This is a genomic window from Olivibacter sp. LS-1, from assembly GCF_008245145.1.
Lineage (GTDB): Bacteria > Bacteroidota > Bacteroidia > Sphingobacteriales > Sphingobacteriaceae > Olivibacter > Olivibacter oleidegradans.
Window position 1 is genome coordinate 6080065 of the sequence record NZ_CP041643.1, and the last position, 21589, is coordinate 6101653.

Below are 21589 nucleotides of genomic sequence, written 5' to 3' on the forward strand. Positions count from 1 at the left end.
AGAACGTTATCGAAAAACAAATCAGCGTTTCAACGCTTCTATGGTTCGTGCGAGCATATGGTCTGACCCGTTTTTTATCTTAAAATAGGCTTCACTCCCGAAGAAAAACCTCGCTATCAGCGCTTTCATATCGAGTTCTATGAGTTTACGAGCGACCTCAACTTCCCTTTTATTAAACTCGATTTCATTACGTCTTGCCAACTCCACGAAATTACTATATGTGTCCTTTGGTAAACTATAGTGAGTTAAAAAATGATCAATCGAAAAGTCCGCGGGAGTTGAAACCAGCCGGCTATAAACGTAATCATTTATCAGGTTAGTCTTCAGCACTTTTTTATAGAAGCTATTGGCACCCAGCGTATCGATCGGCACGTAAATATCCGGCATAATGCCCCCACCACCATAAATAGGGCGACCCGAACTCGTATGATAAAGCATTCCTTTCAATAAGGATGTATCAAGTGGACTAGTGTTTTCATTCTGGGTCAGTTCTCCGGAAATGTACCTCCGATTGATTTCGTTAAAATACTTTTCCAACCCGTCTTTATAGGATTTTTGGATACTCCTACCAGATGGGGTATAATATCTCGCAATCGTTAAATTAATGGCTGAACCATCGTCAAAATCAAATTGATCTTGAACAAGCCCTTTTCCGAAAGAACGTCTACCAACAACGATACCTCGATCTAAGTCTTGTACAGCTCCTGCCACAATTTCACTGGCCGATGCGGAACGTTCATCGATTAAAATGGCAAGCTCACCTTCTTCAAAAACACCATCCCCTTTTGAATAATATTCAGTTCGGGGTTCGTGAGCTCCTTGCGTATAAACCAACAACTTCTTTTCTTTAAAAAATTCGCTTGCCAAAGCCGTTGCTGCACGCAAATAGCCCCCGCCATTTTCCCTTAAATCGATAATGAGCTTATCCACACCGTATTGCTTCATTCGATTTATATGTTTTCTAAAGTCACTGGCCGTTTGCGCACCAAAACGCTTAATTTTGATATAAGCAATAGCCGTGTCAATGATATAAGCTGCATCAATGCTACTTACGATGATCTTGTCGCGGATTACTTTAATCGGTTCTGTTAAATCGACCCCCTTTCGATTGATCCAGAGATTAACCGTACTGCCTCTTTTTCCCCGAACTCTTGCCGCAACCTCCTGTTCTTTCATATTTACACCGGAAATAGGTTTATCATCCACACCTATTAGCTTGTCGCCTATTTCCACACCAGCCTTCTCTGCAGGACCATTAGGCGTCAATGCCGTAATCATAAGTGTATCGCGAAGGCGATAGTATTCTAAGCCTATACCATCAAAACTGCCATTCAGTTCTTCTCCCATCGCCTTTGCAAGGCTAGGCGGCATATAGGTTGAATGTGGGTCCAGATGAGATAAAACTTGCTTAATCGCAAAATCCTGAAGAGTATCGATGCCCACTACGTCTACATACCGGTCATTTACAACTTGGATCAATCGTTGTAGCTTGCCACTTTTATCAACCAAAACGGAGGGTAGAATTCCGGAAGAATTTTTTGACTCCTCATCCACAAAACTTTGCCCCAACAATAAACCTACGAAAAGCACCCCGGCATAAGTGGCAGCGGTTAGTAAGTTTTTTCTAGTTTCGGGACTCATAGTGTTTTAGTGCTGCTAAGTTAACTATAATAAAGAAAATTCTAACAGAAAGGGAGGATTTTACAGGGATTTCGCTTTAGCATTTTTTTGTTTTAATAGCATAAATATGTGAGCTTATAGCACAAGTGAATATAGGTATCAGGTATCAAGACTTAAGTTTCAAGACTCTATTATTCTATCACCTATATCTATTGTCCTATGTCCTGCTACTTACCTGCCTGCCGGCAGGCAGGCGTCTTAGGTCCTTATCAAGACAACACTTCAGCTCGCAGCGTCTTATTGTATATCAAAGCAATTTTATCTAATTTTGTGTAGAATATTTGCATTATTGGACTGTCTTTTAACAAGCCTGTTAAACTACTCCGTTAACATACACCAGTCAATAAAATATTTATTACAGAAGAAAAGTTCTTTATTGGCAAAACACTGAACAAACAATGCACGAGATTGAACCCTTTTATCGTTGGCGAGACGACTACGTCGCATCAGAAGATGAACTTTCGCCCTTTTACGGTACCGAGTATAACGAATTTGAATTCGATAAGCAGATTTATAATTTTCTATTACATCCCCAATGGGATTACTTCGGTTCCAACACCTTGTATCTGAAGATACTTTTTGCTGATTATGATCATCAATATGCGATCATTGAAATGATTGGCGAATGGAATGATGCCATTAACAACGACATCATGTTACTTAAAAGAGAAGTTATCGAACTGATGATTGCGCAAGGAATTAACAAATTTATTCTCATAGGTGAAAACATATTGAATTTCCACGCTTCGGATGATTGCTATTATGAAGAATGGTTTCAGGAAATAGAGGATGGCTGGATTGCAGGACTTAACTTCAGACACCACGTAATTGATGAATTCAAAAATTCAAACATCGATTATTTTATCAATTTTGGCGGCCACCTAGACGAAATGAGCTGGCGTAACCATAAACCAATTCAAGTCTTTCGTGCCGTAGAAGAGCAATTAACGAAACGGCTCTACTAACTCTTTCAAATCCGGGTTTAGCCAAAAATTGACACTGCTTTTCATATAATACATCTCCTCTCTATCGTCTTCCCCGCTTGTAAGCGCTCTTTTCTCCGGATTTGCAAATGCAAGACATTTTCGTTAAGTTTGGTACAAAGCTTGCTCCTAAATCCAAAAAGATAATAAATTAAAGCATCATATTAAACCAATGGCCTATGAAGACTTTTGTTTTATTATTGGTTGCATCCTCTCTTTATGGCAATCATGTATGTGCACAGGATTCCAGCAACAATTCCAGCAAACAAGTAGACAAGACGAAGTTGCCGGTTCCGAATGAAAAGGAGCAATTATTTTATCTACAACGCGATCCCAACAAGAACACGGTCGTTTATACGCTGAACAAAAAAGATGGTAAAATTGACGAAGATGAGCCCGTTAGCGCCTATTGGATCTTATATGAAGAAGATGGCGAGCGGAAAGATCTATCCTATATTCAACGAAAATTTGCCTATGGAATTGACCACAAAAAGGTAAGCGATAATGAATACGAAATCCGCTTAACTTCATGTAAAAGCATCCCCTTCCGTTTGGCTTATTGCCCTTTAAGCAAACAATATGAAGCCTTTACTTCCATTAACAATAAGCCGGCTATCGTTGAACGTATATTTGTGCGGATCAATGGTGGCTCGCTCTTTAAACCAAACGTTGATTATATTGAATTAATCTGCAAAGACAGCCAATCCGGTCAGAAACTTAAACATATGATCCCTATGGATGAATAGACGGCCAATAGACCGGACAGCAGCATTTTAAAAAATTCGCCTAACCACATCATTCAAATAACATTTGATAATCATCAAATTATTACCGACATTTGCAATGCTTATTGAGAAAGACGGAGGGATTAGACCCTGCGAAGTCTTGGCAACCTGTGCTTACAAGGTGCTACATTCTACCTGATTCAATATCGGGAAAGATAAGCAAAAGTCATTTTCTAGGCTTTTTCTCAATGCAAGCATCATTTTAACGATAAAATATCTATTTGGGAGATAGATAACAACCTGTATATGGTTTAAGTGCCGTATGAGTATTAGAGAAGAATTGAACAAACGCATTTTGATCATCGATGGTGCAATGGGCACGATGATTCAACCCTATGGACTCAGCGAAGCTGATTTCCGTGGCGAACGGTTTATAAATCACCCCTGTGAAGTAAAAGGCAATAATGATTTACTGAACATAACCCAGCCGCTTATCATAAAAGAGATACATGAGGCTTACCTCGAAGCTGGCGCTGATATTATTGAGACGAACACTTTTAGCTCGCAGGTAATATCAATGGCAGATTACCAAATGGAATCTTTGGTGTATGAGTTGAACTTTGAGGGAGCTCGAATTGCCAGAGAGGCTGCCACGCAGTTTACACACAAAAATCCGGCGAAACCCCGCTTCGTAGCGGGTGCAATCGGTCCAACCAACAGAACCGCGTCCTTGTCGCCCGATGTTAACGATCCCGGTTATCGGGCAGTAACATTCGACGATCTAGTAAATGCTTATTATGAACAAGTACGTGGCTTGATTGATGGCGGTGCTGATGTCCTGCTGATTGAAACAATCTTCGACACCCTGAATGCCAAGGCAGCCATTTTTGCTATCATCCAATATGAAAACGAATTAAAAGCGGCCGGTAAACGCAGTGAATCGATCGATATCATGATCTCCGGCACCATTACCGATGCCAGTGGCAGAACACTCTCCGGTCAAACCGTAGAGGCTTTCCTTAATTCTATTAACCATGGAAATATCCTAAGTATAGGTCTCAACTGCGCCTTGGGAGCAAAAGAAATGCGTCCGCATATTGAAGAGCTTTCAGAAAAAGCGGGCTGTTATGTTTCCGCTTATCCCAATGCCGGATTACCAAATGAATTTGGCGGTTACGACGAACAACCGCACGAAACTGCGCACTTAATAGAAGATTTTATTGAAAGTGGCTTTGTCAATATCGTTGGTGGATGCTGTGGTACCACGCCAAAACATATTCGGTGTATTGCCGATAAAGCGGCGAAAGCAAAACCAAGAAAAGTACCGAAACCGGAGCCGTTTTTACGTTTAAGCGGCTTAGAACCCATTACCTATACCCCAGATAGCGTCTTTATGAATATTGGCGAGCGGACCAATGTAACTGGTTCGCCCAAATTTGCCAAACTCATTCTCAGCGGCGATTTTGAAGCGGCGTTATCAGTTGCCCGCCAACAGGTAGAAGGCGGAGCGCAAGTAATTGATGTCAATATGGACGAGGGAATGTTGGATTCAGAAGCCGCTATGACCCGCTTCTTGAATCTCATTGCTTCCGAACCTGACATTGCCAAGCTTCCTATCATGGTCGACTCATCAAAATGGTCAGTCATTGAAGCAGGTTTGAAATGCTTACAAGGTAAAGGCATCGTCAATTCCATTTCTCTGAAAGAAGGGGAAGATTTGTTCAAGGAACGAGCTACGACCATTATGCACTACGGCGCCGCTGTTGTAGTTATGGCTTTTGATGAAGTTGGCCAAGCTGATTCGTACGAACGCCGCATCGAAATATGTAAGCGTTCTTACGATATACTTGTAAATGAGGTAGGCTTTCCTCCACAAGACATTATTTTTGATCCCAACATCTTAACCGTTGCTACCGGCTTAGAAGAGCACAATAATTACGCGGTCGACTTTATAAACGCGACCCAATGGATCAAGCAAAATCTGCCGCTGGCGAAGGTGAGTGGCGGTGTAAGTAATATATCTTTCTCCTTTAGAGGCAATAATGTTGTTCGTGAAGCGATGCATGCAGCATTCTTATATCACGCCATCAAAGCCGGGTTAGATATGGGCATCGTTAATGCCGGCATGTTGGAAGTATACGAAGAAATCGATCCAACCCTACTAACTTATGTGGAGGATGTCTTACTCAATCGTCGGGAAGATGCTACCGAGCGCCTAGTCGAATTTGCAGAAACCGTTAAAAGTAAAGATAAGGCAGAAGTAAAAAGTGCCGAGTGGCGCAGCGGCCCGGTTGAAGAGCGATTATCACATGCGTTGGTTAAAGGAATTATCGAATTTTTGGACGACGATGTGGAGGAAGCCCGTCTAAAGTACCCTCGTCCTTTGGAAGTCATCGAAGGTCCATTAATGGACGGAATGAATATCGTGGGCGATCTTTTCGGAGCGGGAAAAATGTTTTTACCCCAGGTTGTGAAATCGGCTCGCGTCATGAAAAAAGCTGTTGCTTACTTACTGCCTTTCATTGAAGCAGAAAAAGCGAAGAACCCTTCGGCCGGCGACAGAAAAAATGCGGGCAAGATTCTGATGGCTACGGTAAAGGGGGATGTGCATGATATTGGAAAAAACATTGTCGGCGTGGTCCTAGCCTGCAACAACTTTGAAATAATCGACTTAGGCGTTATGGTACCTAGCCAAAAAATATTGGACGAAGCCCGAAAACACCAAGTTGATATTATAGGTTTGAGTGGTCTTATCACACCCTCCCTTGATGAAATGGTGCATGTTGCCAAAGAAGCTGAACGAGAAGGTTTTAAAATTCCGATTATGATCGGAGGGGCAACCACATCCCGTATTCATGCAGCCGTAAAAATCGCTCCTAATTATTCGGGCACCATTGTGCATGTATTAGATGCTTCCCGTAGTGTTACCGTTGCCAGTAACTTACTCAACCCGGAAAGTAAAGAGAGTTATGCTGCCACTATTCGTGCCGAATACGATCAAGCCAGAGAGAATCACCTTCGAAAGAAATCGGAGAAAAAGCTAGTACCTATTGAAGAAGCGAGAGCAAAGAGATTTCAAATTAATTGGGAAAGCTACCAAGCTCCCAAACCCGCCTTTTTAGGCACTAAGGTGTTTGATGACTTTCCGCTTGACGATTTATTACCTTATATCGATTGGACTCCCTTCTTCCATACGTGGGAGCTACGCGGCAGCTATCCTCGTATTTTAACCGATAAAACCGTCGGTACAGAAGCAAGCAAACTGTTTGATGATGCGAAAAAGTTATTACAAGAAATCGTCTCCAACAAATTGTTAACCGCTAAAGGTGTGATTGGCTTTTGGCCGGCTAACGCTACTGGCGATGATATCGTTTTATATAAGGATGAAGAGCGAAAGGAAATACTAACACGGATCCATACCTTACGTCAGCAGGCGGAAAAAGCAAAAGACCAACCCTATTATGCCTTATCGGATTTTATTGCTCCGGTCGGCAGTCGCGTAAATGATTATTGGGGAGGCTTTGCCGTTACCACCGGTATTGGCTGTGATGAACTTGTCGCCCAATATGAAAAGAATTATGACGATTATAACAGCATTATGGTAAAAGCCTTGGCTGATCGACTGGCTGAAGCTTTCGCCGAAAAGATGCACGAAATGGTGCGCAAAGAATACTGGGGTTATTCCAGCGATGAGCAACTTAGCAATGAAGAATTGATTAAGGAACAATATGCCGGAATCCGACCGGCACCGGGATACCCTGCCTGTCCGGAACATACAGAGAAAATTACGCTTTTCAATATTTTAGATGCCGAAGAGAACACCGGCATTTACCTAACCGAAAGTTTAGCCATGCATCCAACCGCTGCCGTTAGCGGTTTCTATTTCTCCCATCCTGAATCCAGGTACTTCGGTGTTGGGAAGTTAGGAAAAGATCAAATAGAAGACTATGCCAAACGGAAGAATGAAACGGTAGAGGTCGTTGAAAGATGGTTGGGCCCGAATTTGGGATATTAGTTGCGGGTTGTTGGTGTTAGTTATTGGTTATTGGTTGTTAGTTGTTAGTTATTGGTTGTTGGTTAACCTAACTAAAAGTTATTAGTGTAAAAAAGTTGCATAATGATTATTTTGAGCGATACATAAATACAAATTAACCAAAATAAGAACATTAAAATGAAAAGTGGCAACAAACCTTATACTGAACTCGACGTATGGAAAGAGACCAGAGGACTAGTAAAAGAAATATATCTAGCAACAAAAAACTTTCCTAAAGAAGAACAATACGGAATAACAAACCAGATTCAACGAAGTGCTGTTTCAATTCCATCCAATATCGCTGAAGGATGTGGCAGAAACAGTCCAAAAGATAGCTTACAATTCTTTTATATTGCTAGAGGCTCACTTTACGAATTAGAAACACAATTAATATTATCTTTTGATTTAACATATTTATGCCAAGAACATCTTAATTTTTGCTTACATCTAGTCGAAAAATGCAAGAAATTACTTAACGGGTTCATAAGATATTATAGAGGCTTTCTGAAGCTAAATCGAAATTTAAACGATCAACAAATAACTAACAACGAATAACCAATTAATGAAAATAACAGATCATATCTCAAACGCGAAAAACAAAACCCTCATCTCCTTCGAACTGCTCCCTCCCATCAAAGGGCAAAGTATTCAAGGCATCTTTAATACCATTGATCCCTTAATGGAGTTCAATCCCCCTTTTATCGATGTTACTTATTTAAGAGAAGACTATATTTACAAGCAACATCCAAACGGTTTGCTGGAAAAGGTGGCATATCGCAAACGGCCAAGTACCGTTGCAACCTGTGCAGCTATTATGAATAAATACAAGGTAGATGCCGTACCACATCTTATCTGTGGTGGATTTACAAAAGAAGAAACGGAAAATGCTTTAATTGATTTACAATTTTTAGGTATTGATAACGTTCTTGTACTACGTGGCGATGCACGAAAAAGCGAAAGCTCCTTTGTACCAACTCCCGGAGGCCACGCCTATGCATCCGATCTGCTACAACACGTCGTTAACATGAATAATGGTCAATACTTGCATGACTATATGGACAATACTGAGAAGACCGATTTCTGCATTGGGGTGGCGGGATATCCGGAGAAGCATTTCGAAGCGCCGAACCTTGAAACTGATTTCCAATACCTGAAACAAAAAGTGGATCTAGGCGCCAATTTTATTGTGACCCAGATGTTCTTTGATGTCAATAAATATAAAGCCTTTGTTGATAAATGCCGTGCTAACGATATTAACATCCCCATTATTCCGGGATTAAAGCCCCTTACCACCAGTAAACAGCTTACAAGCCTGCCGAAGGTTTTCCATTTGGATATACCTTTAGAGTTAAGCAAGGCCGTACAAGCCTGCAAAAGTGAAAAAGAGGTAAAAGATGTTGGCATTGAATGGATGATCCAGCAGTGTAAAGACCTTATAAAAATGGGAGCACCTGTATTGCATTTTTACACAATGGGTAACCCGGAACCGACCAAAAGAATTATACAGGGGGTATTTTAACCCCCTACTCTTTAACTCTTGTGTCCGTATAATAGGCAAGTATCCGGTATTCGCCATTGACTTTGCCAAATACAAAAGCAAAATAATTATCTCCTACTGTATCATATTCTCCGTATTGGCAGTACAGTTCCAGCAACGTACTACCAGGGTCAATTAATTCAGCAAGCTTTTTATAATAGTCGCCACTCGATTCAATATCAATTTGCTGCACTTGCTCCACTTGTCGCCGGGGAATTATTCGCTTTACATCTTCATTGAAGATAACCGATCGATAACGATCAAAATCCTCAGACTCTAATAAACCATCTCGCTTTTCTTCTTCACTTAGGTTATTCAGCTCGTCTACCCAATAAATCGTTTGTAAAGGAAAATGTACGATATTTGTTATCGCTTCCACTCTATCCGTCTCTATATTTCGCTGAAGCCCCTTGTAAAAACTTCGAAATTCTTTATCGATTTTCTGGGCTTGGGCCGTCAAAGTCAACATACTTAAACAAGAAAGAAAAACAAAACGTAATAAATTCAATTTCATCCTATTATTTATTTTAATATGCGTCCGGTTTACATCTCGATTTCATCTGTAAATAATTAATTCGTTCGAAGCTTCCACCTTGCTCAAGATCGGACCTACGTACTTCTTTGAAAGAAACAAAACTGCATTATATTTGTTGTTAATCAAACTTTATAGAAAAATTAAGACAATTTTAAAATGAAAAGAAGCGCAACGGCCGTTTGGCAAGGAACAGGAAAAGAAGGAAATGGCACACTAACCACACAAAGTAATGTACTTGAGGAAACTCCTTACTCCTATAAAACCCGTTTCGAAGATGCAAAAGGCACCAATCCGGAAGAACTCGTCGCGGCAGCTCATGCCGGATGTTTTACCATGAAACTTGCCTTTAACATTGATGCGGCAGGTTTTGAAGTAGAAAAGTTGGAAACTACCTGTAACATCGAATTAAAGGACGGAAGCGTTACGAGCTCTTTTCTAACGGTTCGGGCAAAAATCCCCGGTATTCCTAAAACGAAGTTAGATGAATTGGTAACCGATGCAGAAAAGAACTGTCCCATCTCTAAATTGTTAAATACAAATATTGCTGTAGACGCACATTTAGAAGAGTAAATAAAGGATAAATCCTTTACCCAATCATTTTTATTCTCAACCTGAGCGCCGTAAAGGATTTATCTTTGTAACATTTCTCGTTATTTTCTCAAAAAACGAGACCCGTATTCGTACTTATTAAATTAAATCCTACCTTTGAACGGTATGCTTGCTAAAAGCTTTTAACAACATACTAAAACAAACACATTTTACTTTTCTGAGATTTCTTTCTGCGTGCACGGAACCGTTGATGCGAAAAGATTATGTATGGCGTTTTATTATCACACATGGCTAACTATTTTTCAAAACTGAGATTCACCCAATTTAATCTCTATTTGTTGTCAGCAACCAACTGGCAATATACCCTTTTACCTGTTTCAACTTTTTACACGTTTGCACCTCATACGAATCCCCCTCCCGTTGAGGCGATAACCCTTCAAACCTAAGATTATGATAAACTGAACCTGCCAAATATAGCACAGGCAGGAATGCAACGGTAAAGCGTGACGCTTTATCGAAAGAGCTTTTATATCATAAATGTAACACAGATGAAACCTGCATAAATTGCAATACTGAAGACAGTAAATAACTGAATGTAGTGAGTTCATGAATGTCATTGAACCGCCGAAGGTAGCACGAACCGAGTGACATGAGCTCATGATACCATTGAACATAAACGTTCATGAATAACACCTTTGGATTAGACACGAAATGAACAAACAAATGCAAATGAATAATTTATGCAAGCTTCATTGCCATTAAAAAACAAATTCATTCCAATGAAAATCAATAACCAAACGTTGTGTTCATTGAAATCGCTGTTTTTTGCGATTTTGATGTTAACTATGCCCCATTTGAGTGCATTTGCACAAACACGACAACTAACGGGTACAGTAACCGATGCACAGGATCAATCTCCTATTATCGCGGCTACTATTAAAGTGGTCGGAACCAATATCGCTACATCAACTGATGTCAATGGCAAATTTCAGCTAAATGTACCCGAAAATGCCAGCTCTTTAAGTATCAGTTCTATTGGGTATGACGCCAGAACGATGCCGATCAATGCGCAGACCACTACCTTAAATATTACGCTAACCGCTTCGGCACAAGAGCTTGAAGGTGTGGTAGTAACTGCACTTGGTATTAACCGGGCGCAAAAATCGCTGACCTATTCCACCCAACAGGTCGGTGCCGAGGAATTAAATAAAGCAAAAAGCCCGAATCTCATTAATACGCTAAATGGTAAAGTGGCGGGTGTTAACATTGCTCCCAGCTCGTCCGGACCGGGAGGTTCGGCCAAAGTTGTACTCCGTGGGAACAAATCGGCCTCCGGAAACAATCAGGTATTATATGTGATAGACGGTGTGCCTATTAATAACAATACAACCGGTGCACAACCAGGGAATGTGTTCGGAGGTGAACGTGATCCCGGTGATCCCATTTCTACAATTAATCCAGAGGATATTGAGAACATATCAGTCCTGAAAGGTGCCTCAGCGGCCGCTTTATATGGCAGTCAGGCAGCAAATGGGGTTATTCTGATCACTACCAAATCCGGTAAATCCGGCAGAGCGGTCATTAACTTCTCTTCCAGCGCTTTAATAGATCGAGCAGCTTACACGCCTGAATTCCAGAACAGCTTCGGCCAGGGAATGGATGGGGTTTCCAATACCTCTTCCTTAAACAGCTGGGGTGCCGCAACTGACAGCAGGAAGTACGATAATGTGTCTGCGTTTCTGCGAACAGGAAGTAATCTAACAAACTCGCTGAGCCTGTCTGGCGGCAATGATAAAATGCAGACCTATTTTTCGTATGCCAATACACAGGCAAAGGGTATACAGCCCAACAACGACCTAAGTAGACATAACCTCAACTTTAAGGAAACGGCTAATTTTTTGGACGACAAACTACAGGTTTCGGCCGGTGCGAACTACATCTCCCAGAAGTTGGATAATGCACCGCAAACGGGCTTCTATTTCAACCCGATGGTAGGATTGTACCTATTTCCACGGGGCATGGATATTGCCCCTTATAAGACCTTTGAGCAATTCAACGCACAGAAAAACCTGAATGATCAGAACTGGCCATTTCTTTCGGACAGCGAAACCACTCAACAGAACCCTTGGTGGATTGTTAACCGCAACCAGAACTATTCGAACAGAAACCGGTTATTACTGAATGCCAGCGCCAAATACAAAGTGGCTCCCTGGCTTTCTGTTCAGGCACGTGGAAGTCTTGATCGTACCAGTGAAGTATACGAAACAAAGATCTTTGCCGGCACACATAACATTTTAGCTCGCCCGGGTGGCGCCTATAATTATACAAATACAACAATTACGCAACAGTATGCCGATTTGATTGCCAACATGAACTTCCAGGTGGCGGATAAACTAAGCATTACCGGTGTAGTAGGTACAAGCATTACTGATTGGAAAACAGAAGGGTCAAATTACAACAGCGGCACGGCCGGTTTATCAACCGCTAATGTGTTTACCATGCAAAACTCCGAAACACCAAATATCAGCACCCTAGCCAGAAATAGAAGGCAATTGCAATCTATATTTGCCAGTGCGAACCTGTCCTATGACAACTGGGTATTTTTGGATCTTACCGCGAGAAACGACTGGTCGAGTACATTGAGTTTCACGAATAACAGCTCCTTCTTCTACCCGTCTGTAGGTTTGGGACTTGCCCTGAATGAAAAACTCAACTTCCCGGATTTTATCAATCTCGCGAAAATCCGTGGTTCGTACGCCCAGGTCGGTAATGATCTTCCTCCATATACTACCTATCTGTTGAACACATTGAATCCATACGGTGTAATCGGAATGAACACCACTACCTTCCTGAAAGAGTTGAAACCGGAGATTACCAACTCGTTGGAAATCGGTACGGAATGGAAATTCTTTGATAGCCGCTTGGGGGTAGACTTAACCTATTACAAGACGAACACAAAAAATCAATTCTTTAAAATTGCCGCCAGTCAGGCTTCATTCTATGACACCTACGCAATCAATGCAGGAAACATCCAGAATCAGGGTGTTGAAGCACTCATCAGTTTCGATGCCATTCGATCAGAAAATTTCAACTGGACAACGAGCCTGAATTATTCCTATAACAAAAACAAAATCATCGAACTTTCCGATAACATTCAGGAGTTTGCTTTAACGGGTGAAAGTAGAAATAACTTTGCTTCAAAATTTGAAGTTGGAGGCTCTTTTGGCGATATCTACGGGCAGGATTTCCAACGGGATGATCAGGGCAGAATTATGATCAGCGCGGACGGCATCCCCTTGAAAAATTCGGAATATACCAAGCTTGGTAACGCCAATCCGCTCTGGCAAATGGGGTGGAACAACAATTTAAGTTATAAGAAATTTTCGCTTTCATTTTTAATTGACGGAAAGTTCAACTATGATGTCCTGTCCGTAACCCAATCCGTTATGGACGGTTATGGCGTATCAAAGGCGACCGGCGATGCGCGTTTAGCAGGCGGGGTATCCATCAACGGTGTAGATCCGCAAGGCAACGCAGTGAATATGATCGATCCGCAGGTTTGGTATACTTCAACCGGTGGTATCGGGCCTGTAACCAGCAATTATATCTATGATGGAACGGTAGTCCGTCTACGCGAACTTACACTCGGATATGACATCCCATTGAAAGAAGGATTTATCAAGAACCTGAAAGTGTCAGCCGTTGGAAGAAACCTTATCTATTTCTACAAAAAGGCTCCTTTTGACCCCGAGGTAACGATGTCAACCGGCAATACATTGAGCGGTCTGGATATCTTCATGATGCCCGCTACACGCAGCTATGGTTTAACACTAAATGCAACTTTCTAATGAATACGACAAAAATTTTGAATAAATATATGGTCCTTTTTACAGCGTTGGCGATCGGATTTAGCAGCTGTACAAAAGATTTTGAGGATCTCAACACCAATAATACCGGCGTTTCGGATGAAGATCTGAAGCCGAATGGTCAGGATCTGGAAATTTTCTTCCGTCAGGCGCAAATGTCTATCTATAATTTTTCAGGTGGCGGCGATCCGAATTCGTACCAGGTGCAGCAGAATCTGAATGCCGATGTTTACAGTGGCTATTTTATGTCACCCACACCTTTTAACAGCGGACAGAACAACCTCAATTATGCGATGGTCAACGGCTGGAACGGTGAACCTTTCAAAGTGCTTTATGTAAACGTTCTGAATTCGCTGAATAAGCTTAAAAACAACGGCCTTGCAGAAACATATCCGGCAGTATGGGCAGCCGCCCTGGTAGTAAAGGCAGAAGCAACCAGCCGTGTAACTGATATCTACGGCCCTATTCCATACAGCGGTGTAGGTATTACCGGCAGTATTCCCTATGATAGTCAGGAAGATATTTATAAACGTCTGTTTCTGGAACTCGATACGGCACGTAATTTATTATTAACCTTCAATAACGGTACCGACACAACACAGGTGCCTGCGAATATCGGGGAGGCAGACCTGGTCTACCAAGGAGTTGATAACAAAACACGCTTCCAAAAATGGCTTCGTCTGGCCAACTCGCTCCGTTTACGTTTGGCGATGCGTATCGTAAAAGCAAACCCTCAGTTGGCGCAAACCGAAGCTGAAAAGGCACTGGATCCCGCCAATGGCGGTGTCATCGACAATAACGCCGATAATTTCCGCATAACGGTTCCATCGGATGCCAATTTTTCCAACCCACTTTACTTTATAGCTAAAAACTGGGGGGATACCCGAATCAATGCCTCCCTGGAATCTTATATGGTGGGCTATAAAGATCCGCGCATAGCCAAATACATGGACAAGGCAACCGACAAGGTCATAACCGGTCAGTACAAAGGGATTCGGGCAGGTGCTGCGGGGCTAACGAAAGACGCCTATATCGGTTATTCTTCGCTCAACATAAACGATGGTACGCCTACCTTTAGCGCAAGTACCGCACCGATGTTGATGACCGCCGCTGAAGTATATTTCCTAAGAGCAGAAGCCGCTCTTCGGGGATGGGCCAATGCCGGTGGATCCGTACAGGCTCTTTATGAACAGGGCATCCAAAGCTCCTTTAGTCAATGGGGTGTACAAGGAGCCAACGCTTATATACAAAATAACACCAATACACCTATTGCCTATGTTGACCCTCGGAACAGCCGCAATAATGCCCCCGCACCGACAACCATTACCGTACAATGGAACGAAGGCGCGACAGCAGAAGAAAAACTGGAGCGCATTATCACACAGAAATGGTTAGCTATCTTTCCTGAAGGTCAGGAAGCTTGGAGTGAATTTAGACGGACCGGCTATCCGAGGATTTTCCCGGTGGTTGTTAATAACAGTGGAGGCCTGATCGATACTGAAGTACAGATTAGGAGGCTACCTTTCCCTCAGAACGAATACAATACAAATGCTGCTGAGGTTCAAAAAGCCATCCAACTTTTAGGAGGCCCCGACAATGGCGGGACCCGTCTTTGGTGGGATAAAGAAGGAACCAATTTTTAATACTCGATTCAATCGATACAAAGGGAAATGTAACGTTTCCCTTTGTATCGATTGAATTATTTATATAGATTTCAATAAATTTCTCAATTGCTCTTCTTGCTGAAAGCCTTGCGCTTCCTTTACTAACTTTCCTTGCTTATAAAGATGAAAAACCGGTATTCCCTCCACCTTCATCGCACGGGTCAAAGCCTTGGCTTGATCAATATTTAACCGATAAATGAACACCTTTCCTTCATACTCCTTAGCTAATTTTTTCAAAGTCGGTTCCATCTCCTTGCAAGGGATACACCAATCTGCATAAAAATCAATCAGAACAACTTTGTTTTCATGCAAAATCTTGTCAAAATCTGTCTTGGTGAATAAGTCTTTTTTCACTGGCTTCTCTCCAGGTGTTACAGGCAAATTTTCATTTTTCCAGGCCATAATACCACCTTTTAAATCGTATATTTCCTTAAATCCAAGCTCTTTTAATGTTGCCGTTGCCTTTGCACTTCTACTTCCTCCCAGGCAGTATACAAATACAGGCTTTGTCCGATCCAAACGACTAAGCTCTTTGTCGAAATCATTATCCTTAATATCAATGTTAAGCGCATGCTCAAGATGTCCATCCGCAAACTCATCAGCAGTCCGCACGTCGATCAACTGAACAGTCTCAGAGGAGTTATCTTTTAGTTTTTGTTGATACTGTTTGGCCGTCAAAGGTCCTTCTTCCTGCGTGGCCATTGCACACCCTTGTAGATACAAAGCGTACAAACAACAGGTCAACATATACCTAAATTTTATACGTAATCCCATAACACTTTCTAAATTAATATTACAAAAGTAACAGATCCGATTTTTAAATACTAAATAAAATTCGCCACGGTGATAATGAGGCGGCCTGTACAAGTCTAACGCCCATTGCTTACCGCTGCCATTTCGAAATTTATATTCCATGCATCTATCTTTATAAAATGAACCCCCATGTTTAAAATTTCATGTTCATCACACAGTGGAATGTAAATTTATTCACGTAATTTACAATATCCGGTTGTGTTTAAACCACAAAGGGTTCATAAATAAAACAAACACGAACGAACTAATTATTTACAGATGACAAAGGATTCTTACGATGCGATTGTGGTGGGTTCCGGCCCCAATGGGTTGGCAGCAGCCATCACCATGCAGAAAGCCGGATTGGAAGTTTTACTGATAGAAGCGAAGGAAACAATAGGAGGCGGCCTACGATCCGCACAATTTATGGATTCAGGAAATATATATGATATATGTTCTGCTATACACCCGATGGCACTTCAATCTCCCTTTTTCAAGAGATTACCCCTTGAACAGCATGGGTTAACTTACATAAATCCGCCGATTATGGCGGCTCATCCCCTAGACGGGGGGAAGGCTGTAGGGCTTTTTTCTTCACTAGAGCAAACATCCGGTCAGTTCAATACAGATAAAAACGCCTACATTCATTTATTTAAACCCTTAACAAAGTTATGGCCCACACTGATCAGCGACTTATTAGCCCCTTTTCATATACCTTCGAATCCTTTCCCGCTCATACGTTTTGGCAAGAACGCACTTCTATCGGCAACGCAACTCGCAAAACGCTTTCAAACCGAAGAACTGAAAGCTCTATGGGCAGGTATGGCGGCTCACTCCATGTTGCCCTTAGATTATATGACTACATCGGCGGTGGCATTGGTGCTATCTATCGCCGGTCATACCGGAGGTTGGCCTATTCCCCGAGGCGGATCGCAGCAAATAGCCAATGCCTTGGCTTCTTATTTTAAGTCGATTGGCGGGGACATTGAAACAAGTTTTTATGTAGACTCGCTTAAAAAGCTTCCTACGGCCCGAGCATTTCTTTTTGATCTAGGGCCAAAGCAATTGATACAAATTGCAGGGGATCGATTCCATGCCTCCTATCGGAGACAACTTGGCAGATATCGCTATGGGATGGGTGTTTTTAAAATTGATTGGTTGCTTGACGGTCCTATACCCTTTCAGTCAGAGCAATGCAGAAAAGCCGGCACTGTACATCTCGGTAATAGTCTACAGGAAATTGCCCATGCAGAACGACAAGTCTGGGAAGGGAAACATCCGGAGAGACCTTTTGTACTGCTTGCCCAACAGAGTTTGTTCGATACCACCCGCGTAATGGGGAATCATCAAATTGCCTGGGCCTATTGCCATGTCCCAAACGGTTCAACTGTTGATATGACCATGGCTATTGAACAACAAGTAGAACGATATGCTCCGGGATTTAAAGATCAAATAATTGCCAAGCAATGCATGAATACACATGCCTATGAAATCTACAATCCAAACTATATAGGTGGCGACATCAATGGAGGCGTAATGGATCTTAAACAATTATATACCAGACCCGCTTTGAGGTGGTCGCCCTACGGCACGCCTGCGAAAGACATTTATATTTGTTCTTCTTCAACGCCTCCCGGTGGAGGTGTGCATGGGATGTGTGGATACCATGCCGCAAAACAAGCATTAAAAAAGCGTTTCGGAATTGAAGTAGATTTTTAGCATTACATAAGCGATCTTAGGCCAAATAGGTAAAATTTATAGCCTAAATAGGAAGTTTTTATTCCTAACGATGCATGTTCCATGCCTGTATATTTGTGTTGAGTTTAATGTCTACTAAATAAGTAGTCTATTTATTAAAATCAGCAAAAACATACAAATGAATACAATTGAACAAAGAACGCCCTTAAAGAAGGAAGAGGTCATTAAAAAACGCCTAAATAGTCCCGCCTTTACGATCCATTCTATGCAATCAGCCATGTGCTATTCCTGTTGTTGCTAACAACCCATCTCCGCAAATTATTCCATTTTCTAACGATTTCATCTTTTGCTTTTCCTAATCACTTCGTGTCGATTACGAAGCTGTATGCAACTAACAATAATATACAATGATTAATCATTTTGCTAAACTATATAGGCTTGTTTTTCCGTTCCACAAAAATTTATGGCAACTATTTTTGTCAACTCTTCTTTTATTTTTAAGCGGAAATCTATGTGCACAGGTTACAAAGCCTTTGATCAATTCCACACTCGATGGAAAAGTGTTTGATAGTAACTCGAAAGAGCCACTCCCGGGCGCCACTGTCTCGATTGAAGGAACCACCCATAAAGCTAGTACGGATGGCGATGGGAAATTCAATTTTATCACCGGACAAAAGTTCCCCTATACACTTATCATTAACTATATTGGTTATAAAGTTAAGAAAGTTATTGCAACGGGAAGTCCAATAGCCATTGGACTAGAGCCCGATTTCAACCAATTGGAAGACGTGGTAGTGGTAGGTTATGGTACACAAAAACGTGGTGACCTGACGGGATCGGTTGCTTCTGTTCCGGCAGAGCTAAAGAGCCAACCTGTCGCTTCTCCGGAGCGCCTATTACAGGGATCTGTACCGGGCGTGGTTGTTACGCAAACCTCTGGTCAGCCAGGCGGCGGAGTGAGTGTGCAGATAAGGGGGAATAACTCCATTACGGCCGGCAGTGATCCCTTATATGTTATAGACGGCTTTCCGCTTAATAACGACTATTCACTAAACGACGCCGGCGTCACTACGGGTTCCAAAATAAACCCTTTATCTACCATTAACACCTCTGACATTGAGTCTATTGATGTATTGAAAGATGCTTCGGCAACTGCGATTTACGGATCGAGGGGCGCTAACGGCGTGGTGATTATCACTACTAAAAGTGGAAGTCGGAATAAATCTTCTATAAATTATGATGGGTACTATGGCTTCCAGGAGGTGATAAAAACCATCCCTTTATTGAACGCCGGGGAATGGTGGCAGTTGCGAAAGGATGCGGCCGTTAACTCAGGTAAATCAGCTTCGCTTCCAGCGGTGTCGGGCTATTCATTAGATACGAGTGGCGTGGGGACCGACTGGCAGGCGGCCGCTTTTCGGGAAGCACCTATTCAAAACCACAATTTGTCTATTTTAGCAGGGAGCGAAAAAACCCGGTTAGCTATCTCAGGCAACTATTTTGATCAAGATGGGATTCTACAAAACACCGGATTTAGAAGAATATCCGGACGAATAAATGTTGCCCACGACTACAATGAAAAATTAAAGTTTACAAGCAATATTTCAGCAAGCCAGTCGAAAGCCGATGTTGCCCCAACAGCAGTTGTCGCTAATTTATTATTGACCCCGCCGTCTCTTCCCATCTATCAGGACGACGGTTCGTATGTAATTTATAGTCCTTTCGAATCAAGTTTACAGAACCCTATCAACTCCCTATACAATCAGTTAAATGAAACAAAAACCAATCGCTTGCTGGGGAATATCGCGGGTGAATATGAAATCATTACAGGATTAAAAGCGAAAGTGCTGATAGGTGTCGACATTGTCGATAATAAACAGAATCGTTATTTACCAAAAACCACCGCCGAAGGTTTGGATTTAGGGGGCTTGGCACAAGTCGGCTCTGTTTTTACCTCCAACTGGTTAAACGAAAACACGTTAAGTTACGACAAGGTGATCGGTGAAAAGAACAGGATCAATGCCGTGGTAGGGTTTACCGCACAGCAATCGAACAGTGAAGGCACCGTTGCGGAAGCAGCTGGATTTGCGACCGATGCCTTTAGCTTTAACAATTTAGGGACGGGCGTAACCAATAGAACACCGAGCTCGATTGCCAATGAATGGTCGCTTGCCTCCTATCTGGCAAGAGTGAACTATGCTTATGACAGTCGATATCTATTCACCCTAACGTTTAGGGCTGATGGATCCTCTAAGTTTGGGGCTGGGAATAAATGGGGATATTTCCCTTCAGCGGCGTTTGGTTGGAATGTGAGTAATGAAGCATTCTTTAAGAATGTAAAACAGATAAGCCAGCTTAAAATTCGCTTAAGCGCGGGTACAACAGGCAACCAAAATATCCCGTCCTATCAGTCGCTATCGCGATTGAGCTACTTTAGATATAATTTCTCCAATACAACCGTACACGGTTTCGCACCTATAACGGTCCCAAACCCGGATTTGGGCTGGGAGAAGACCTTTCAATTTGACGGTGGAATTGACGTAGGTTTTTTTAACAATCGGATCAGTTTAGTTGCAGATTACTATTATAAAAAAACGACCGATCTGCTCCTAAGCCGTACCGTGCCCGGGACGTCAGGCTTAGCCGAGTTCGGAGGCGGACAAGCGTCCACCATCTATCAGAACATCGGAGCGGTGTCTAATCAAGGAATAGAGGTATATGTCAACTCGAATAATTTGATCGGAGATTTTACCTGGAAATCTATCTTGGTTTTCGCTAAAAATACAAACAAGATTCTTGACTTGGGAGAGGGCGTCGATCAAATTATTCCGGTAATCTCACAACCCTCCATTGCTAAGGTAGGCTATCCATTGGGCTCTTTTATCGTTTACCAAACCGATGGCATCATTCAAGAAGGCGACACGCCCCTAACACCGCAACAAAACAAAAATCCAGGTGGACAAAAATATAAGGATATCGACGGTGATGGTCAAATTACACAGGCAGGGGATCGAGTTGTGATCTCCAATCAACCTGGATTTACGGCCGGATTTACCAATAACTTTTCTTATAAAGGTTTCGATTTATCCGTTTTCTTTCAGAGTTCTGTAGGCGGGAAAATTTACAATGCCAATCGGGCTAATTTGGAACTAGGTACCGGTTATGTAAATGCGTCCAAAGTGCTGCTAAACCGCTGGACGCCTAACCACACCGATACGGATGTAAAGGCTGCTTTTCAAGACCCGGCAATTACCATTTCCGACCGCTTTATTGAAAGCGCAACTTACCTCCGTTTGAAAAATCTATCATTTGGATATACCATACCCAAACGAGTTTTTGGGAATTCGGGCTTCGATTCACTTCGCATCTATGTATCAGCACAAAATTTATGGACGTGGACCGACTATACGGGCTTTGATCCGGAGGTGAGCTTAAACGAACAATCTTTAATTAATAAGGGAATTGACCAAGGTGTTTACCCTAATAGTCGATCTTTTCAACTTGGACTCTCATTGACATTATAAATA

13 protein-coding genes and 1 riboswitch are annotated in these 21589 nt (G+C 42.1%); of the genes, 10 read left to right on the forward strand and 3 right to left on the reverse strand.

The window, feature by feature from the left end:
* Positions 1-21: 21 nt before the first annotated feature.
* Positions 22-1641, reverse strand: coding sequence for a S41 family peptidase (locus FKG96_RS25490; RefSeq protein ID WP_013663687.1), 1620 nt, complete (start codon positions 1639-1641; stop codon positions 22-24).
* 437 nt (positions 1642-2078) lie between these two features.
* On the opposite strand from FKG96_RS25490, the gene FKG96_RS25495 reads away from it, so the two are divergent.
* The 5 genes from FKG96_RS25495 (at position 2079) to metF (ending at position 8940) form a co-directional block, all read left to right on the forward strand.
* The gene (locus FKG96_RS25495) at positions 2079-2645 is read left to right on the forward strand and encodes a hypothetical protein (RefSeq protein WP_013663688.1); all 567 of its coding nucleotides are present in this window, start codon (positions 2079-2081) and stop codon (positions 2643-2645) included.
* A gap of 197 nt (positions 2646-2842) precedes the next feature.
* Positions 2843-3409, forward strand: a complete 567-nt coding sequence (locus FKG96_RS25500) for a DUF4833 domain-containing protein (RefSeq protein ID WP_130858526.1) — start codon at positions 2843-2845, stop codon at positions 3407-3409.
* A gap of 98 nt (positions 3410-3507) precedes the next feature.
* A riboswitch (SAM riboswitch) is annotated at positions 3508-3610 on the forward strand.
* 100 nt (positions 3611-3710) lie between these two features.
* Positions 3711-7403, forward strand: coding sequence for a methionine synthase (gene metH / locus FKG96_RS25505; RefSeq protein ID WP_130858527.1), 3693 nt, complete (start codon positions 3711-3713; stop codon positions 7401-7403).
* 156 nt (positions 7404-7559) lie between these two features.
* A complete protein-coding gene (locus FKG96_RS25510) occupies positions 7560-7976 on the forward strand; it encodes a four helix bundle protein (protein WP_130858528.1) in 417 nt (138 codons plus the stop codon).
* 7 nt (positions 7977-7983) lie between these two features.
* Entirely contained in the window at positions 7984-8940 is a 957-nt protein-coding gene (gene metF / locus FKG96_RS25515; protein ID WP_130858529.1) for a methylenetetrahydrofolate reductase [NAD(P)H], read from the forward strand.
* 4 nt (positions 8941-8944) lie between these two features.
* Here the strand turns inward: metF and FKG96_RS25520 are convergent, their stop codons facing one another.
* Positions 8945-9472, reverse strand: a complete 528-nt coding sequence (locus tag FKG96_RS25520) for a hypothetical protein (RefSeq protein ID WP_130858530.1) — start codon at positions 9470-9472, stop codon at positions 8945-8947.
* Between the two features lie 177 nt (positions 9473-9649).
* On the opposite strand from FKG96_RS25520, the gene FKG96_RS25525 reads away from it, so the two are divergent.
* The 3 genes from FKG96_RS25525 to FKG96_RS25535 all read left to right on the forward strand — a co-directional run bounded on the left by FKG96_RS25525 (position 9650) and on the right by FKG96_RS25535 (position 15551).
* A complete protein-coding gene (locus FKG96_RS25525; protein WP_013663694.1) occupies positions 9650-10063 on the forward strand; it encodes an OsmC family peroxiredoxin in 414 nt (137 codons plus the stop codon).
* Positions 10064-10821: 758 nt separating this feature from the next.
* Complete coding sequence (locus FKG96_RS25530; RefSeq protein ID WP_246860329.1) at positions 10822-13890, forward strand: SusC/RagA family TonB-linked outer membrane protein; 3069 nt, start codon at positions 10822-10824, stop codon at positions 13888-13890.
* Complete coding sequence (locus tag FKG96_RS25535; protein ID WP_013663696.1) at positions 13890-15551, forward strand: RagB/SusD family nutrient uptake outer membrane protein; 1662 nt, start codon at positions 13890-13892, stop codon at positions 15549-15551. Before FKG96_RS25530 ends, FKG96_RS25535 begins: the two co-directional genes overlap by 1 nt.
* Positions 15552-15611: 60 nt before the next feature.
* Here the strand turns inward: FKG96_RS25535 and FKG96_RS25540 are convergent, their stop codons facing one another.
* Positions 15612-16487 (reverse strand): thioredoxin domain-containing protein, encoded by an 876-nt coding sequence (locus tag FKG96_RS25540; RefSeq protein ID WP_130858532.1) that lies wholly within the window; start codon positions 16485-16487, stop codon positions 15612-15614.
* A gap of 156 nt (positions 16488-16643) precedes the next feature.
* On the opposite strand from FKG96_RS25540, the gene FKG96_RS25545 reads away from it, so the two are divergent.
* Both FKG96_RS25545 and FKG96_RS25550 read left to right on the forward strand, forming a co-directional pair.
* Complete coding sequence (locus FKG96_RS25545; RefSeq protein ID WP_130858533.1) at positions 16644-18083, forward strand: NAD(P)/FAD-dependent oxidoreductase; 1440 nt, start codon at positions 16644-16646, stop codon at positions 18081-18083.
* A 386-nt stretch (positions 18084-18469) separates the two neighbouring features.
* Positions 18470-21586, forward strand: coding sequence for a TonB-dependent receptor (locus tag FKG96_RS25550; RefSeq protein ID WP_130858534.1), 3117 nt, complete (start codon positions 18470-18472; stop codon positions 21584-21586).
* Positions 21587-21589: the final 3 nt, after the last annotated feature.

Excerpts from the sequence above, each read along its gene's own strand:
- FKG96_RS25550 (WP_130858534.1), top strand. The coding sequence starts at position 18,470 with ATGATTAATCATTTTGCTAAACTATATAGGCTTGTTTTTCCGTTCCAC.
- FKG96_RS25545 (WP_130858533.1), top strand. The coding sequence starts at position 16,644 with ATGACAAAGGATTCTTACGATGCGATTGTGGTGGGTTCCGGCCCCAAT.
- FKG96_RS25500 (WP_130858526.1), top strand. The coding sequence starts at position 2,843 with ATGAAGACTTTTGTTTTATTATTGGTTGCATCCTCTCTTTATGGCAAT.
- FKG96_RS25525 (WP_013663694.1), top strand. The coding sequence starts at position 9,650 with ATGAAAAGAAGCGCAACGGCCGTTTGGCAAGGAACAGGAAAAGAAGGA.
- FKG96_RS25530 (WP_246860329.1), top strand. The coding sequence starts at position 10,822 with ATGAAAATCAATAACCAAACGTTGTGTTCATTGAAATCGCTGTTTTTT.
- FKG96_RS25520 (WP_130858530.1), bottom strand. The coding sequence starts at position 9,472 with ATGAAATTGAATTTATTACGTTTTGTTTTTCTTTCTTGTTTAAGTATG.
- FKG96_RS25495 (WP_013663688.1), top strand. The coding sequence starts at position 2,079 with ATGCACGAGATTGAACCCTTTTATCGTTGGCGAGACGACTACGTCGCA.
- FKG96_RS25510 (WP_130858528.1), top strand. The coding sequence starts at position 7,560 with ATGAAAAGTGGCAACAAACCTTATACTGAACTCGACGTATGGAAAGAG.
- FKG96_RS25540 (WP_130858532.1), bottom strand. The coding sequence starts at position 16,487 with ATGGAATATAAATTTCGAAATGGCAGCGGTAAGCAATGGGCGTTAGAC.
- metH (WP_130858527.1), top strand. The coding sequence starts at position 3,711 with ATGAGTATTAGAGAAGAATTGAACAAACGCATTTTGATCATCGATGGT.
- FKG96_RS25535 (WP_013663696.1), top strand. The coding sequence starts at position 13,890 with ATGAATACGACAAAAATTTTGAATAAATATATGGTCCTTTTTACAGCG.
- metF (WP_130858529.1), top strand. The coding sequence starts at position 7,984 with ATGAAAATAACAGATCATATCTCAAACGCGAAAAACAAAACCCTCATC.
- FKG96_RS25490 (WP_013663687.1), bottom strand. The coding sequence starts at position 1,641 with ATGAGTCCCGAAACTAGAAAAAACTTACTAACCGCTGCCACTTATGCC.